The sequence below is a fragment of the Thiopseudomonas denitrificans genome (assembly GCF_002866065.1).
In the GTDB taxonomy this organism is placed as follows: Bacteria; Pseudomonadota; Gammaproteobacteria; order Pseudomonadales; family Pseudomonadaceae; genus Thiopseudomonas; species Thiopseudomonas denitrificans.
In genome coordinates, this window is sequence record NZ_LNJZ01000003.1 from 201,411 (window position 1) to 216,287 (window position 14,877).

Here is a 14,877-nt window from a genome sequence, read left to right on the forward strand (position 1 = left end):
TTACAGTTTAAAGGTCAGCTGATATTGCTCCCGAAAAGTGTTGCTGATGCCTTGCAAGGCGTCTGGGCACAGTCTAGCGGTTACGCTTTTCCCGGTACATGACCTGATCGGCGCGGGCCAGCAAGGCAGTGCTGCTTTCACCATCATCAGGAAACAGGGCGTAACCTATACTGACGCCCACCTGCAGCTGCTGGTCCCTGAACGCGTATGGCTGCTCAATGCGCTGACGAATTTTCTCGGCCAGATGCGTAACGGCGCTGCGGTCGCCGGCTTCTTCGGCCACTACGACAAACTCGTCACCGCCCAGGCGCACCGCCACATCCGTATCGCGCAGCAGTTCGTGCAAGCGCTCGCCGACTTGCTGAAGCACCACATCGCCGGCAGCGTGGCCCCACGTATCATTGACCGGCTTGAAGTCATTCAGGTCCAGCAGGAACACACAGCCGGCCTGGCCGCTCCTGTGGCTGCGGGCCAGTGCCCGTGTCAGTACATCTTCCAGTCTCAGGCGGTTGCCCAGGCCGGTCAGGCTGTCCGTGTGTGCCATGTCGTGCAAGGTTGCCTGTTGCTGTTTGAGCTGGGTAATGACGTCGTACAGTTCCTGCATCAGGTCATCATAGGCATGCATGACCTGGCCAAGCTCGTTGTCTTGTGTGGCAGCGGCACCTGCGCTAACCAGCGGGCTGTCCGTGCGGTTCTTGTTCTGCTCGATGATGATCTGGAAGCGCTGCAACGGATTGCTGATCAGGCGGCGGAAAATCAGCAGCGTAATGCACAGCATGCTGGCCAGCAGGGCCGCCAGCAACATCAGGTAACGCCAGAAATTATCAGCCAGTCCGGTCTGGATGGACTGTGATTTGAACAGTACTTCCAGGGTGCCGACATAAAAACCGCGTCCTTTTTCGTCCAGGTATTCCAGCGTAAAAACTTCCACGGAGTCCGGGTTGTCTGCGAGCTGCGCATCGCCGGCCTGCAAGATCTGTTCGCGGCATGCTTCATTGATCTGCACCCAGGCAATGCCGGTTTGGTACATCATGGCGACCAAAATGCCTTCCACGGTGTTGTTGTCACAGTCCCAGAGCGGCTTTACCAGCGCTTCACGGTAAGACTGCAGCATGCTTTCTTTCTGCAGGGCAAGATCGCTTTGCTGCTGGCTCCAGGTAATCCAGACGGTACCCAGCCCGGCCAGCATGAATGCCAGCAGTACGGGGAAAGTCAGCGACAGCACAAACTGCCGGAACAGGGTGCTGCTGCGCGTGATGGGCTTTTTCATTTCTGCAGGGGCCTGATCAGCAAATGCCGCCAGTGTGCCGGAATGACTTCCAGACTGTAGTACGGGTTGGCCAGGTCAATGATGGTGCGACCGGCCAGCATTGCCTCTGAAGGTGCCTGCCGGTGCTGCTCCCAGATGCGCAGAAACTCGCCGCTCTCGATCAGCCTTTCAAAGCCCCGTTCCAGGACGGCATGAACATGGGGCAGGTCTGCTGTAACCCAGACAAACCTGAACCAGGGGTACCGGATGATCAGGTACGGTTCCAGCGTGACCTCTGCGTAGAGCTGACGATAGTGGTCGAGAAAATAATTGAATGTTTCCACCAGTCCGACCGGATACAGGTCCATGACTCCGGCATCGATCTGGCGGGCAAAAACATCCTGCGTCCAGTCCTTGATTTCATGGGTCGGGATGCCGGCGTGGTGATAGATATCCAGATCGGACCAGCCTTCGCCCTGGCCAATGATGATGTTTTTCAGGTCTGCACTGGTGCGCACCTGTGCCATGGCGTCACGCCGGCTGTTGACGGTAAGGCCGATACGATAACCCAGCAAACCACGGTCCAGCGGCACGGGAATCATCAGCAGCTTGCCCTCTTTCACCAGCTGCAGCCGCTCTGCGCTGGCCGGAATCATGCTGACATGTATCTGCCTGCTGTCCATCAGGGACTGTACACGGCGCTCGTTTCCGATCGGTGCATCATCCGGTTGCACTTCCAGGCCACCGGCTTCGAAAGCGGCCAGAACCAGCGCACGGGCATGGGCCAGGTGCGCCTCGTTCTGCACCACCAGCCTGACCGGAGCCGCCTGGGCCGGTGCCAGTGCAATCAGCAAGAGCAACCCCGGCAGAGACCTGAATGGCAAAAGGGTACGCAAGCTGCAAAAAATGCCTGAATGACTCATGAATACGCCTTGCATATGGCCGTAAAAAAACAAAGCCTTTGTTGCGTATCATACCTTGCGGCCTGTCAAATTGCCGCTATTCATGGCTTGTGGGCAGGGCAGCCGGTTAAATGCGTTGTAGCTCTTGTAAAGGTATCGTATATCACACCAGCCTGGCACTGGCCGGGTCATAGGTAGCCCCCGCTATCGTTCCATCCATGATGCGCTGCACAGCCTCGTCTATCACATGCAGCGGCACCAGAAACCACTCTCTGGGTTTGACCGGATGGCCAAAGCGGTCTTCGATGGTCAACTCCAGCTGGGCAGGCGCGAAGATCCTGTGAAACAGCGCTTCCATCTTGTGCTTGTTAATGCCGACCAGCTTATAGGTGGCGACCACTTCAACCTCGGCCAGCAGATAGGTTGCCTCGTGAGCGGCATTAGCGATGCGGGTTGCAACCTTGCCGCCGGTGACGCCGATTTTATGAATCAGCTCGCGGTGTTCGGCCACGAAGGGGTGCTGCGACTGGCTGCGTAGCACATAGATGGTGCCGCTTTCGATATCGCCGTCTTCTTCAACGCCGCTGAACAGGGGGCCGGCGTCCGGCTCGGTGATACGGCGGCTGCTTTCGTCTTTGTACAGGGCGCGCACCAGTGACAGGCGCAGCAGGGCAGCTTCGGTCTTGTTGGAAAAAATCACTCGCAAACGGGCGTCTTTTTTGCCCTGGGGTGAATCAAACTCTTCACCCTCTTCGGCGACATAAGCCGTTTGCCCGTCCAGCACAAACCATTGGCCTACTTCGATGCTGGTGTCGTTGCCAAATGGCATGGTTTTGCGCACGCCGCTGCCCAGGTCGGCTGCTATCTGCTTGAACAACGGCTGAAAACGCTCAAAGTCCTTGCAGCTTTCCCGGTTGGCAATTTCTTCTGCCGCGCGTTTTTCTGCTGTAGAGCGCACATGTTTGAGGGTGGTCAGCTCTGATGCTGCCGGCTCAATGCCCAGCTCGGCCAGCAGTGCATCATCATCCAGCGCATCCAGGTCGGGCGTGCTGTCGGCGGTGGTGGTCAGCAAACCCTGATGATCCAGCGCCTCCACCAGCTCCCGGCATTCTTCAAGGCTGCGCAGGCGCTCCAGTCGCACGGCGTACAGGCGCTCAAAAATATCACCGCTTTCCAGATGCAACGGCGCGCGCCCATGCTGCTCATAAAAGCGCTGAATCTCTTCAAAGCCGGCAATGATGCGCTCCTGACGTGGCGTTAACGCCTTTTGCGGTTTGACTTCAACTTCGATGCCCAGCGCGGCCAGCAGCTCATCGTCTTCGGCAGTAAAATTCTTAGGCATTCAGGGTTCCTGCTTTCATGCGGGCCAGAAAGGCTACGCCTTCGGCCATTTTGCGCTCCCAGGGATCGTTGGCAGTCAGCTCCGGCAGGCGGCCACGGTCCTGCTTGAAAGCGACGGCCCGGCGCGCCAGCTCACGCGCTTCGTCCGGGGTCAGGCTAATGTGTTTTCTGGAAATTTCCTCGGCAATCTGCTTGAGGCGCTCCTCGCTCATGGTTTTGGCCAGAATGGCGTAGGCCTCGCTGAACGGGTTGATGCGGTCAATCAGGTCAATATCCAGCTCGCGCACATCCATGGCAAATTTGCGCACGCCGGTAATCAGCGCGGTATTGAGACCGGGTTCGCTGCTTCCGGCAGCTGTCGTTTCCATGCCAGTCAGCGCCAGCTTGGCTTGCTGCACAGTGTTCAGGGCGGCCACCGCATGCTGGCGCACAGCTTCCTGATCCCTGGCATCCAACTCGGGGTAGCGCTCCTTGATGATCTTGCCCATACGCAGCTGGGTCAGTTCTTCGGGAATGATGTCCTCATTGAACAGGCCGTGCTCAATGGTGATTTTGTCCTGCACAAAACTGGCAATCACTTCGTTCAGGTCTTCCTCGCAAATGCGCCGGGCCTCCTGGCTGGCCGGTTCGACCAGACCCTTGATCTCGATCTGGAATTTTCCGGTTTCCTCGTTCACGCCCACATTGCATCTGTCGGGGTTATAGCCGCCTTCGCCATAATCAAAGCCGGCTTGTGGCCCGCTGGCGGGGGTTTTGGCCCTGAACTCAAAGCGCGGTGCCAATACTTGCTCCATCAGCAGGCTGGCAGCAATGGCTTTCAGAGTATCGTTGACCGCCTCGGATACGCTGTCTGCCGTGGCGTCCGGCTCGGCAATCAGGTTGGTAAAGCGGGCGCGCTGTTTGCCGGGCGCATCCCGGGTGGCGCGGCCAATAATCTGTACGATTTCGGTCAGGCTGGAGCGATAACCGACCGTCAGCGCGTGCTCGCACCAGATCCAGTCAAAGCCTTCTTTGGCCATGCCCAGCGCAATGATGATATCCACGTGGTCGCGGTTGTTTTTCTGCTCCGGGTCTTTCAGGGCAGCGGATACCCTGTCCCTTTTGTTGGGGTCGTCATCCACCAGATCGGCAATGCGCAACAGCTGGCCTTGCGCGGTTTTCACCATCTGAAAGCCGGTGTGTGCATCGGTGCCCTGCCACTCGCCCAGCATCTCGATGATGTGCTCCACCTCGCGGATTTTGTCCTTGGTGCTTTCCCGCGAGTTGACGTTGGGAATGTGCAGGATGGTTTTTTCGGTCGGGTCCAGCACCTTGAGAATGTCATCCACGTAGGCACCGGAGTAAAAGTAGTAGCCTATATCCAGCTGTTTCAGGTGCTCGTAGCCGTTAAGCTGCTCATAGTAGGTGTAGGTCACGGTATTGAAGCGGGCTTCGTCTTCGGGCGACAACACCGCCTCGGCATCGCCACGGAAATAGGAACCGGTCATGGCGACGATATGCACCTTGTCGCGGGCAATCAGCTCCTTGAGCTGGGCACCCAGAATATTGTCCGGGTTGGCCGACACATGGTGAAACTCGTCCACGGCAATCAGCCGGTTGTCGAATGCTTCCACGCCCAGCTGCTCCACCGCGAAACGAAAGGTGGCATGGGTACATACCAACGTGCGGTCATCGCTTTGCAAAAACACGCCCAGCGATTTGACCTTGCCGCCATTGTCGCTGCCCGGCGCGTTACATAGGTTCCATTTGGGCTCTACCGTCCAGTCGGCCCAGAAGCCAAATTTTGATAGCGGCTCGTCATGGAAACTGGAGCCGATGGACTTTTCCGGCACCACAATAATCGCCTGTTTCAGCCCCTGGTTATGCAGCTTGTCCAGCGCAATAAACATCAGCGCCCGGCTTTTACCCGAAGCCGGCGGCGACTTGATCAGCAGATACTGCTCGCCACGGCGCTCATAGGCACGCTCCTGCAACGCCCGCATGCCCAGGCTGTTGGAGCGGGTCGAGCTGCCATTGCTGGCGTAATTGACAGAGACGGATGGAACGCTTTTGGTCATGTTGATTCCCTACAATTGGTGTGCGCGTGCCGTGCGTAAAAACGGGTATAGACTCACACCGTATTAATCGTATTTTGCAACTTTTGCAGATCATTCATTAGCGTTATAAAGTCCGGTGTCTCACCAAACAGCATTTCCTGCATGGCCTGATAGTCTTTTTTGAGCAAATCCAGATGCTTAGGTGCTGGCAGCAGTCTTATCTGTGCCGGGGTGGCGGTGTTGTAACTTGCCCAGCCAACCGGATAAAACTGCTGTTTGAACTGAACAACCTCGGCCAGCAAGCCGGCATTTTGAATAAACGCATCAATGGCCGAATGCTGTGCCAGACACCACACATCGTAATAATGCCTGGCATAGCGGCTGGGCAATGGTTTGTTGGCGGGCCGGTGTGCCTCGGCATGCAGGATGGTCAGTTTTTCCCAAAAGCTGCGTTCCAGCTTGATGGTGGGTACTTGCACGCCGGGCTGGCTGAACACCTGCGGAAACTTACTGGCCGCATAGCTTTCAATCATGCAGTGTTGCATGGGCAACATGGCCGCCAGCGGGCCTATTTCCAGACGGATGACCGGACGCAGATAACCGGCAGCAAATACTGCCGGGTAAAACACATTAAGCGTATGCGGGTCTTGATCATCCAGGGCCACCGTGCACACAGGTGAGAAGCTGCTTTGCAGGTCTGGCAGCAACTGCTCCGCAATCAACGCCTGTGCAGCCTGATTAATTTTGGTGTTCAATTTCTGCTGGCTGGTTTTGCTGCGCTGTGCTGTGGGGTTATCCGCTGACAAACCGCTCCAGTCCAGAATCAGGTCGATGTCTTCGGAAAAGCGCTCAATCACACCATAGGCTTTGGACAAACTGGTGCCACCTTTGAAGCGCAGCAACTGACCCCATTTGGCATGCTCAAAAAGCCGTGCCAGCACCCAGACAATCCAGAAGTCTTTTTCCGCAGCGGCTGGAGTAATGCCCATCCGGCTGGCAGTGGCAGCAAACAATTCGCTGCGTTGCTGGGCACTGACTAAAGCCAGGCGCTTCATCTCGCCTCCTCGCTGCTGGCCAGTTCAAGAATTTGCATGATGGCCTGCTGAATCCAACTGGTTACATACTGGGTATCGCGTGCAATGGCGTTGCGTATTTTGGCAGGCAGCGGTTTGTCGGGTGCCAGATAGCGGGCAAAGGCTTGCAGCTCGGCCTGACCCACATTGGCGCTGCCCAGGGAGTCCAGCGCCTGTACCAGCAAGGCACTGTCTTGGCGTTTGGTATTGAGCAGGCTGTAACGGGCTTTTTTGAATTCCAGCTCAACAGCGCCTATCAGATAGGCCTTGCTGGAGCCATCACTCAGATAAAGATAACGGGTTGGCACCTGGGTCGATAAGCCCATGATGTTCAGGGCTGCATTACCAGTGACCTGAATGCTCCAGCCGTACTTGCGAGCCAGGGCGTGGGCAACCTGGTCGATGTCGGGCTCAAGACTTTGCTGAAGCCATTTGCTGTAGCGGGGGTAATCGTACAGACCCCGCATAACCCGCCGGATAGTGCCTTTTTGGGCAAGGATGGACAGGCTTTTGTCGATGAGATCGGCATTGCCGAGCAAGGCAAAATCTTTTCTGGAAAAAGCCCAACCCCTACCATTACCATAAATACGGCTAAGTATTTGGTCTATTGTGCTATTTTCTTTTTTATCCGACATTTTTATTCAGGAGTAAGCTGGGCTTGTTCTGAATGCTAACACAGAGCCAGGCAAAGCTGTAAACCAATATCTGCTCATAAAGCCCGTACCTCATGGAGCGCGCGGTAAAGGCTCATAGAAAGCTCATAGAGCAGCTTATAACTCGCGGATAATGGCGGAAACACTGGCCTGCTACCGCGCGGTTAGGTGTTATGCGCACGCGCATAACCGCGCATAACCGCGCACAACCGATCATTCATCAGCGGGCAAAACGTAGTAAGTCCCACGCTTTTCCCCTTTCTGAATTAAACGCCCTTCAGCTGGTTGCGTCCCTAAGTTTATCCATAAGGTGCCTGGCTATATTCTCATCAGTAATCAACAAGCCACGCTGCCTGAGCAGTGCAATCTGGGCATCGACATCAATGGGTAGCCTGGTAAATTTCATAAGCAAAAGCCTGAAATAAAAAACCCGCCGGGGTGCGCTTCGTTGAGAGGCGTGGCGGGTGTTGTTGGCTGAATTGTACCATAATACATATCCATATAGCAGCACTGTAGCAATCACTCGCTCACGCCATTGGTTTGGCCAGCTCCGTGTTCATTTTTGCTAGCTGGTGCCCTCCCCAACCCTGATCAGCCGGCAGGGTATCACGTGCAAAGCGTGGACTATCTGACATAAAGAACCTGCTATGTCAGATTCTGAGCGTTTATTGACATAAAGCTTGCAGGAGAGCGAGATTCTGATATACGCTTTTTGCTATATCAAAAACAAGCATGGTTTCTGACAAATGAATCTATCTGACTTTCAGGCTGGCCGCTATGAGCAGCGGTACGAGTACAAGGCATTTTTGCCGGAGCTAATCTGCCACGAGTGGCTGATTTCTGACCCGGAGTTGATGGATATGCTGGGCAAGGCTGATCGGGCATTAGGAGAGCTGAATGCCTTTAGTCAGCTCATTCCTGATATTGATTTTTTCATTCAGATGTATGTTGCCAAAGAAGCTACCCAGTCCAGTCGTATTGAAGGCACCCAAACCAATATTGAAGATGCTTTCAAGGGTGCTGACGACCTGAAGCCAGAAGAGCGTGATGACTGGACCGAAGTGCAAAACTACATCCGGGCCATTCGTTTTGCGATTGACTCCTTGCAGACCCTGCCACTTTCTGTTCGGCTGCTAAAGCAAACCCATGCCGAATTAATGCAGGGAGTACGCGGCGAGCATAAGTTGCCCGGAGAGTTTCGCAGCAGCCAAAACTGGATTGGCGTTAGCCTGAAACACGCCGTTTTTGTACCGCCGCATCATGAGCATGTCCCTGAACTGATGGGGGATCTGGAGAAATTTTTACATGCAGAACATTTCTTTGTGCATCCATTGCTGCGGATTGCCATTGCTCATTACCAATTTGAAACCATCCACCCTTTTCTTGATGGCAATGGCCGTCTGGGGCGTTTGATGATTTCGCTGTATCTCGCTTCCGAGGGGCTGCTGACAAAGCCCGCGCTGTACCTGTCGGATTATTTTGAGCGGCATAAAACAGCCTATGTGGATCATTTGATGGCGGTACGGAATGGCAACCACATGCGTGAATGGCTCGTGTTTTTTTTATTTGGCGTTGAAGAAACTGCGCGGGCATCGGCTGCGGTGTTTCGTGCAATTATCGACTTGAAGCAACGCATTGAAAGAGAGGTACTACCCCGCTTTAGCACGCGCCGACAAGACAATGCGCAAAACCTGGTGCGCCAATTGTATGGTCAACCCATCATTGACATTAAATGGGTAGCCCAGACATTGGATGTTTCAACCAATACGGCGGCGGCTTTGATTAACGATTTGGTTAGCTATGGCGTGCTGGCAGAGCTTACTGAGCAACGACGTAATAGATTGTTTGCTTTTGAAGAGTATTTGAAGCTTTTCCACTAGTCTCGGCCTCTTCACGCGGGTGGAGACCGGCCGGCTTGGCCGTCGTCGCTGGTGTATAAAATTAATTCGCTCATGCCTTTGTCCTTTTGGCGGTTTGTTCAGTCATCCTGGTATACATCTCAAACAACTTCTCCAGCCGTTCGGTATCGTTTTTGAAGCGGCGGCCTATGTAGATGCGTTCGATGATTTCGTCGTTGTGGTTGTGGGCGGCGCGCAGGTTGTCGGGCATGGTGGCCGGGTCGTAGAGGTCGGCGATGGTGGCGGGGAAATGGGCTTCGCGGGCGAGCAGGATGTTTTCAGCGGCGCTGGTCAGGTCGGTGATGTTTTTTTCGGTGAGCTGGGGAATGGGGAAGGTGTTCCAGCCCATGGTGTTCGAGTAGCGGAAGTCAGTTTTCATTTTGCCGCAAACAGTGCCAATCCAGACCAGATGCAGACGGCTGGCAAGAAGCGCCATGTTCCACGAGGGCGCATCGTAGAGAGCAAAAGCCAGATTGGTTACGGTGGACTTATTGTCTAGCAGACCTACGGGCAAATACTCACGAGATTCTGAAGACACGCAGGGCATGGCGATAGTTTGTAGTTTGCCGATGTTCATTTCCCGCATTTGATGCGCATGTGCTGCCATTTCGTTAGCACCCTTGTCACGGCTATTCAGGCGCATGGCTTTAACTGCTTCGATGCGTTGCCCAATGAGTGGAATGGCAAGAGCCTCGTCCAGATGTTGATCGTCAATCCACAGGCAGTAACGCTCCAGCCCGCGAATAAATTCTGCCGAACCATAAATTCGGCGAATAAAACGGCTGTGCTGTTCCGGAGTCAGTTGTAGTGCTTGCAGCTCCGGGCGTGACAGCAATAAATGACCGCCATCTACGGGTTTGTTGCCGAAGCTCATTTCTGCTTGTCCGGAAAGCGGACGCGAGGCTCTTTCGACAATTACAGCAGGGCCGGAAATCAGATAAGCATTGATATGTTCACATAGCCGCTCGACGGTTTGCCCCTGTTCATCCAGCGAAAAAATGCGTCTCTGGGCAGGCGGCGTGCTGCTGATGCCAATAATCGCCACAGTCACGCCAGCATTGTGGCTGGCGAGGTTGGCCCATTTGAAACTGGTATGGGCAAAGCTGATCTGGCAGCCGGTGGCAAACACCAGCGGCCATAAGATGGGTACTTGCTGGCCCTGACAAATGGAGTTGGTGGACACAAAAGCAGCAGCGGCAGAGCCGTGCCGGCAATAGTCGGCAGCCTTGAGAAACCAGCCGGCAACATAATCCAGCGATTTCCAGTTTTTGCAGCGTTTGTCGAACAGGGCTTGCAGGTCGGCTTTTTGCTCGGCGCTTTGCCAGGTGCTGCCCAGATAGGGCGGGTTGCCGCAAATGTAGGTTTCGCCGCCTTCGTTCTCGAAACTGATTTCTGCCTGATCAAGCGGGGTTTGAAACAGGTCGTCACCCAGCAGTTTGACGGCAGCGCCGGTGGGCGGGCAGACGCTGAGCCAGTCGAGCTTGAGGGCGTTGTCGGTGACGATCCAGTTATCGGCGCTCAGCGGCAGAAACTCGGCCAGTGCCAGTTGTTTGCCCCGCCAGGTTACGTCGCACTGGTATTCGGCAATGATCAGCGCTAAACGGGCGATTTCGGCGGAGAAGCCACGCAGTTCGATGCCGCGAAAGTTGGTCAGCGGGATCTCGCTGGCGCGGTCGGCTTCGTTGCGGCGGCGGTTGATTTCGGCTTCAAGCTCACGCATTTGCTTGTAGGCAATCACCAGGAAGTTGCCGCTGCCGCAGGCGGGGTCAAACACGCGGATGCGCGCCATGCGCTGGCGCAGGTTGAGCAGTTTGCGCGTGTTGTCGCCGGCTTCGTTGAGGCTGTTGCGCAGCTCGTCCAGAAACAGCGGATTGAGCACCTTGAGGATGTTGGGCACGCTGGTGTAGTGCATGCCCAGCTCGCCGCGCTCGTCTTCGTCGGCCACGGCCTGAATCATGGAGCCGAAAATGTCCGGGTTGATTTTGGTCCAGTCGAGGGTGCCGATGTGGATCAGGTAGGAGCGGGATATTTTGCTAAAGCGCGGCACCTGGCTGGAGCCGGAAAACAGGCCGCCGTTGACGTAGGGGAAGCGGTCGGCCCAGCGTGGTATGCCGGCGCTTTCGCGCTGGTTGCGGGCGGTGTTCATGGCCAGAAAAATGGTGCTGATGACCTCGGCGGTGTTGCTGGCATCGCCGTCACTCATTTGGCTGACGGTGTGGGTAAACAGGCTGTTGGTGGCGAAAATATCGGTATCTTCGGCAAAGAAGCAGAAAATCAGCCGTGCCATGAAGTGGTTCATTTCGTGGCGTTGTGCGCCCCGGCCCCAGTCGGGGTTGTCTTTGAGCAGCTCGGTGTACAGCCGGTTGAGGCGACTGGTGGCGCGAATATCAAAGGAGCTGTCGCGGATTTGTTGAACGGTGGAGATACCGGCCAGCGGCAGGAAAAAACCAAAGTGATCGGGAAAGTCGACGTAGGCACAGGCTATGGTTTCGCCGCTGGCCAGGTCTTCGGCTTCAAAGTCGGTGCCGTCGGTGGCGAGAATGAACTTGGCCTTGGCACGCCCGGTGGCCGGGCTGTCGCGCAGGGCGGCCAGGGTGTCGGTGACTGCACCGGGTTCGGCTACGGCGAGGTGGATGTTGTTGCGCTGCAAAACGCCGCCCACGTCCGAGCTGTTGGTGTTGCCGCTGCGCAGGCGCTTGAGGGTGGTGGCCTTGTTGCCAAAGGCTTCGAGAAAGGCGTAGGGGAATTCGCCCGCATCAAAGGGCCGGGCGGCAAGGTCGGTAATGGCCTGTTCGATTTCTACAGCGTTCACTGATGCGTGGCTCCGTGGCAGTGGCTATGGGGCGGGCGGGGTGCGGTCCTGTTGTACCGGATCGGGGAGGTGTTCGGCAAGCTCGCTGGTGCCAACCCCAAAATAGGTACAGAGCTTGTCGACCACCTCGGTAGTGGTGACATAACCCTTGATATTGGCAATCCTGGACAGCGTGGTGCGGTGAATGTCGGTTTCTCGCGAGATTTCCTCGAAAGTGATCTTGCGCCCTTCCTGAAATTCTTTTTCCGCTACCAGCTCTTTGAGTCTGAATCTGATCATTTTCCCTCCTAAAACTCCGGGCATTCTAGCCCATTCCAGAGTAAGAAGGCATTTAAGGGCCTACGCTTGAATTTCTATGGAATTAAATGTAGCTCAAGAGCGATGAAAATGATTTGTTGAGTACTCCTTGCGTTGCACTTGTGGCTTTCAAGCCACAGATAACCCCCGAGGAAACACGGCGACGGGTTGTGCTCACAGCAAGGAGGAAAACGGTACAAACTGAAGCGTGTCACCTGCGCTGACGGAGGTGTGCCCGGGAACGATTAGCATGCCGTCTGCCCAGCTGCAATTGGCCAGCATGGCTGAGCTTTGTTTTGGGTGTAAGCGGGCTTGCAAGCCGTGTGCGCACGCTTCAAGACGGGCGTGCAAATATTGTTCGCGAACCCGCTTTCTGGTCTGGGTAAAGGTTGCCTGTACAGGTAACGTTTTGGCTGCAACATCCATTTGGCCCTGCGCTGCCAGAAGGGCCGGGCGAGCTATAACGAGCGCCGTAACCAGGCTTGCACCAGGGTTGCCGGGCAAGCCGATCCAGGGTGTTTTGCCGATGCTGCCAAATGCCAGTGGCTTGCCGGGCTGGATAGCGACACGCCATAAGCTGATCTGGCCATGCTGCTGCACTGCTGTTTTCATATGATCAGCTGCCCCAACAGAAACACCGCCACTACTGATCAGGACATCTTGTTCACCGGCTGCAATTGCAAGTTGTTGCGAGACTGCGGCCAGTTCGTCACGCATGCGTGGGTAACAGGTAACGGCAAAGCCCCAGCCCTGCAGAAGGCTGGTGAGCAAAAAGCTGTTCGTGTCGTAGATTTGCCCGTCATCAAGCGGGGTGCCCGGGTCACGCAGTTCATTGCCGCTGCTGAGGATACCTATGCGCAGTGGTCGATAGACTGGAACTTCGGCATAGCCCTGGCTGGCCAGCAGACCGATGTGCCGTGCATCGAGACGGGTACCCTGGGCAAGAAGCGGTTGTCCGGCCCGGGTTTCTTCGCCCTGTCGGCGGATATTCTGACCGGGCTGCCAGTTTTCAAAGAAGACTTGTCCGGTGTTGGTACGGCAGTTTTCTACCGGAATGACTGTGTCGGCACCCGCGGGCAACACCGCGCCGGTAAAGATCTGCATGCAATGGCCGGGCTGCAGGGTGGACGGCGGGTCGCCAGCGGCCTGGCAGCCGGCCACGGGCAACCAGGGGTTGGCCGGGTCCGGGTCGGCGCTGTTCAGGGCGTAGCCGTCCATGGCGCTGTTGTCCCAGCGCGGGACATCCAGCCGTGCCGCCAGGTCTGCGGCAAGGACTTTGCCGCGCGCTTCGGTCAGCGGCAGGCGGATACTGTCCAGCGGCCGCTGCAGCAGGGTTGTCAGGATGTCGATGGCCTGCCCGATGCTGTGCAGGCTGCTTTGTTCACATGGATTGTTCATGGAGAATCCTTGCTGTCCTGTTGCCAGCGTGTCGCAGCTGCCTGGTCGCTGGCGCGTCCGTCGACCCAGTGGCTGCCTGCGGCGGTCTGTTCTTTTTTCCAGAAGGGCGCGCGCGTTTTCAAATAGTCCATGATGAAGGCGCAGGCGTTGAAGGCGTCCTCGCGGTGGGCGCTGGCGGTGGCGACGAACACAATGGGTTCGCCCTGCTCCAGTTCGCCGACCCGGTGTAAAATCTGCACGGACTGCAGCGGCCAGCGTTGGCGGGCTTCGTGGGCGATCTGTTCCAGTGATTTCTCGGTCATGCCGGGAAAGTGTTCGAGAAACATGCCGTGTACCTGTTTCTGCTGGTTGAAGTCGCGCACATAGCCGGTAAAGCTGACTACCGCGCCCACCGCCAGATTGCCGCCATGCACTGCTGCAGTGAGCTGGCCGGAATCGAAGGGAGCGGTTTGCACCTGGATGCTGATCATGCTAACCCCCGGTGACCGTGGGAAAGAACGCAACCTCGTCACCGTCCTGTACCGCAGTGTCCAGGCGACACATGTCCTGGTTGCGGGCACACATGATGCCCGGGTCTTCCAGTACGCTCCAGGGTCCACCCTGTTGCACCAGATGGGCGCGGATGTCGCCCAGCGTTTGCCACTGCGCCTGCCATTGCAGTTGCAGCTGCTCCTGTTTGAGCACCTCTTTGTAGCGGGCAAAGAACAGCACCTTGATCATGGTTGGCCTCCCGGGGCGGTTTTGCCTTCAGCGCGGACATAGTGGCCGCTTTTTCCACCCTGTTTATCCAGCAGATGTACCTGTTCGATCTGCATGTCCTTGTCCACCGCTTTGCACATGTCGTACAGGGTCAGTGCCGCCACGGAAACGGCGGTCAGGGCTTCCATTTCCACGCCGGTCTGGCCGGCCAGTTTGCATGTCGCCGTGATGTATACATGCTGTGGCGGCCGGGGCTCGAGGTGAACCTTGACGCTGGTCAGCATCAGCGGGTGGCACAGGGGAATGAGTTCGTGGGTGCGTTTGGCGGCCTGGATGCCGGCAATGCGGGCAACGGCAAACACATCGCCCTTGGGGTGGCCGCCCTGCTGGATCATGTCCAGCGTTTGCGGTTGCATGTGCACCAGGGCACAGGCGGTGGCCGCGCGTTCGGTAATGGCCTTGGTGGTCACGTCCACCATGTTGGCGCGGCCCTGATTATCCAGATGGGTAAGCATGCTG

General features: G+C 56.4%; 13 protein-coding genes. 1 reads left to right on the plus strand and 12 read right to left on the minus strand.

All coding sequences use genetic code 11. The features are described 5' to 3' along the window. Positions 1–73: 73 nt before the first annotated feature. From AR306_RS02300 to AR306_RS02325, 6 genes are all read right to left on the minus strand, one after another. Positions 74–1,270: a GGDEF domain-containing protein gene (locus tag AR306_RS02300; RefSeq protein WP_101495932.1), complete on the minus strand. Its 1,197-nt coding sequence runs from the start codon at positions 1,268–1,270 to the stop codon at positions 74–76. Further along, positions 1,267–2,172 (minus strand): hypothetical protein, encoded by a 906-nt coding sequence (locus tag AR306_RS02305; RefSeq protein ID WP_206167946.1) that lies wholly within the window; start codon positions 2,170–2,172, stop codon positions 1,267–1,269. Before AR306_RS02305 ends, AR306_RS02300 begins: the two co-directional genes overlap by 4 nt. Positions 2,173–2,314: 142 nt before the next feature. After that, entirely contained in the window at positions 2,315–3,493 is a 1,179-nt protein-coding gene (locus AR306_RS02310) for a GIY-YIG nuclease family protein (protein WP_101495933.1), read from the minus strand. After that, positions 3,486–5,549 carry a DEAD/DEAH box helicase gene (locus AR306_RS02315; RefSeq protein WP_101495934.1) on the minus strand — a complete coding sequence of 688 codons (2,064 nt, stop codon included), beginning with the start codon at positions 5,547–5,549 and terminating at the stop codon, positions 3,486–3,488. Before AR306_RS02315 ends, AR306_RS02310 begins: the two co-directional genes overlap by 8 nt. A 53-nt stretch (positions 5,550–5,602) precedes the next feature. Next, positions 5,603–6,583 (minus strand): nucleotidyl transferase AbiEii/AbiGii toxin family protein, encoded by a 981-nt coding sequence (locus AR306_RS02320; RefSeq protein ID WP_101495935.1) that lies wholly within the window; start codon positions 6,581–6,583, stop codon positions 5,603–5,605. Then, the gene (locus tag AR306_RS02325) at positions 6,580–7,236 is read right to left on the minus strand and encodes a DUF6088 family protein (RefSeq protein WP_101495936.1); all 657 of its coding nucleotides are present in this window, start codon (positions 7,234–7,236) and stop codon (positions 6,580–6,582) included. Before AR306_RS02325 ends, AR306_RS02320 begins: the two co-directional genes overlap by 4 nt. Before the next feature lie 764 nt (positions 7,237–8,000). Between AR306_RS02325 and AR306_RS02330 the strand changes: the two genes are divergently transcribed. Beyond that, positions 8,001–9,134, plus strand: coding sequence for a Fic family protein (locus tag AR306_RS02330; RefSeq protein WP_101495937.1), 1,134 nt, complete (start codon positions 8,001–8,003; stop codon positions 9,132–9,134). 70 nt (positions 9,135–9,204) lie between these two features. Here AR306_RS02330 and AR306_RS02335 read toward each other — a convergent pair whose 3' ends face one another. From AR306_RS02335 to moaC, 6 genes are all read right to left on the minus strand, one after another. Then, positions 9,205–11,964, minus strand: a complete 2,760-nt coding sequence (locus AR306_RS02335) for a class I SAM-dependent DNA methyltransferase (RefSeq protein ID WP_101495938.1) — start codon at positions 11,962–11,964, stop codon at positions 9,205–9,207. Between the two features lie 24 nt (positions 11,965–11,988). Next, a complete protein-coding gene (locus tag AR306_RS02340) occupies positions 11,989–12,243 on the minus strand; it encodes a helix-turn-helix domain-containing protein (RefSeq protein ID WP_101495939.1) in 255 nt (84 codons plus the stop codon). A gap of 192 nt (positions 12,244–12,435) precedes the next feature. Then, positions 12,436–13,659 carry a molybdopterin molybdotransferase MoeA gene (locus AR306_RS02345; RefSeq protein ID WP_101495940.1) on the minus strand — a complete coding sequence of 408 codons (1,224 nt, stop codon included), beginning with the start codon at positions 13,657–13,659 and terminating at the stop codon, positions 12,436–12,438. After that, complete coding sequence (gene moaE / locus AR306_RS02350) at positions 13,656–14,126, minus strand: molybdopterin synthase catalytic subunit MoaE (RefSeq protein WP_101496106.1); 471 nt, start codon at positions 14,124–14,126, stop codon at positions 13,656–13,658. Before moaE ends, AR306_RS02345 begins: the two co-directional genes overlap by 4 nt. Positions 14,127–14,130: 4 nt before the next feature. Beyond that, on the minus strand, positions 14,131–14,379 hold the full coding sequence (locus tag AR306_RS02355) for a MoaD/ThiS family protein (RefSeq protein ID WP_101495941.1): 249 nt from the start codon (positions 14,377–14,379) through the stop codon (positions 14,131–14,133). Further along, positions 14,376–14,873, minus strand: coding sequence for a cyclic pyranopterin monophosphate synthase MoaC (moaC, locus tag AR306_RS02360; protein WP_101495942.1), 498 nt, complete (start codon positions 14,871–14,873; stop codon positions 14,376–14,378). Before moaC ends, AR306_RS02355 begins: the two co-directional genes overlap by 4 nt. Between the last annotated feature and the right edge of the window lie 4 nt (positions 14,874–14,877).

Coding starts and splice junctions, on each gene's coding strand:
- AR306_RS02345 (WP_101495940.1), bottom strand. CDS start 13,659: ATGAACAATCCATGTGAACAAAGCAGCCTGCACAGCATCGGGCAGGCC.
- AR306_RS02340 (WP_101495939.1), bottom strand. CDS start 12,243: ATGATCAGATTCAGACTCAAAGAGCTGGTAGCGGAAAAAGAATTTCAG.
- AR306_RS02305 (WP_206167946.1), bottom strand. CDS start 2,172: ATGAGTCATTCAGGCATTTTTTGCAGCTTGCGTACCCTTTTGCCATTC.
- AR306_RS02330 (WP_101495937.1), top strand. CDS start 8,001: ATGAATCTATCTGACTTTCAGGCTGGCCGCTATGAGCAGCGGTACGAG.
- AR306_RS02300 (WP_101495932.1), bottom strand. CDS start 1,270: ATGAAAAAGCCCATCACGCGCAGCAGCACCCTGTTCCGGCAGTTTGTG.
- moaC (WP_101495942.1), bottom strand. CDS start 14,873: ATGCTTACCCATCTGGATAATCAGGGCCGCGCCAACATGGTGGACGTG.
- AR306_RS02355 (WP_101495941.1), bottom strand. CDS start 14,379: ATGATCAAGGTGCTGTTCTTTGCCCGCTACAAAGAGGTGCTCAAACAG.
- AR306_RS02310 (WP_101495933.1), bottom strand. CDS start 3,493: ATGCCTAAGAATTTTACTGCCGAAGACGATGAGCTGCTGGCCGCGCTG.
- AR306_RS02325 (WP_101495936.1), bottom strand. CDS start 7,236: ATGTCGGATAAAAAAGAAAATAGCACAATAGACCAAATACTTAGCCGT.
- AR306_RS02315 (WP_101495934.1), bottom strand. CDS start 5,549: ATGACCAAAAGCGTTCCATCCGTCTCTGTCAATTACGCCAGCAATGGC.
- AR306_RS02320 (WP_101495935.1), bottom strand. CDS start 6,583: ATGAAGCGCCTGGCTTTAGTCAGTGCCCAGCAACGCAGCGAATTGTTT.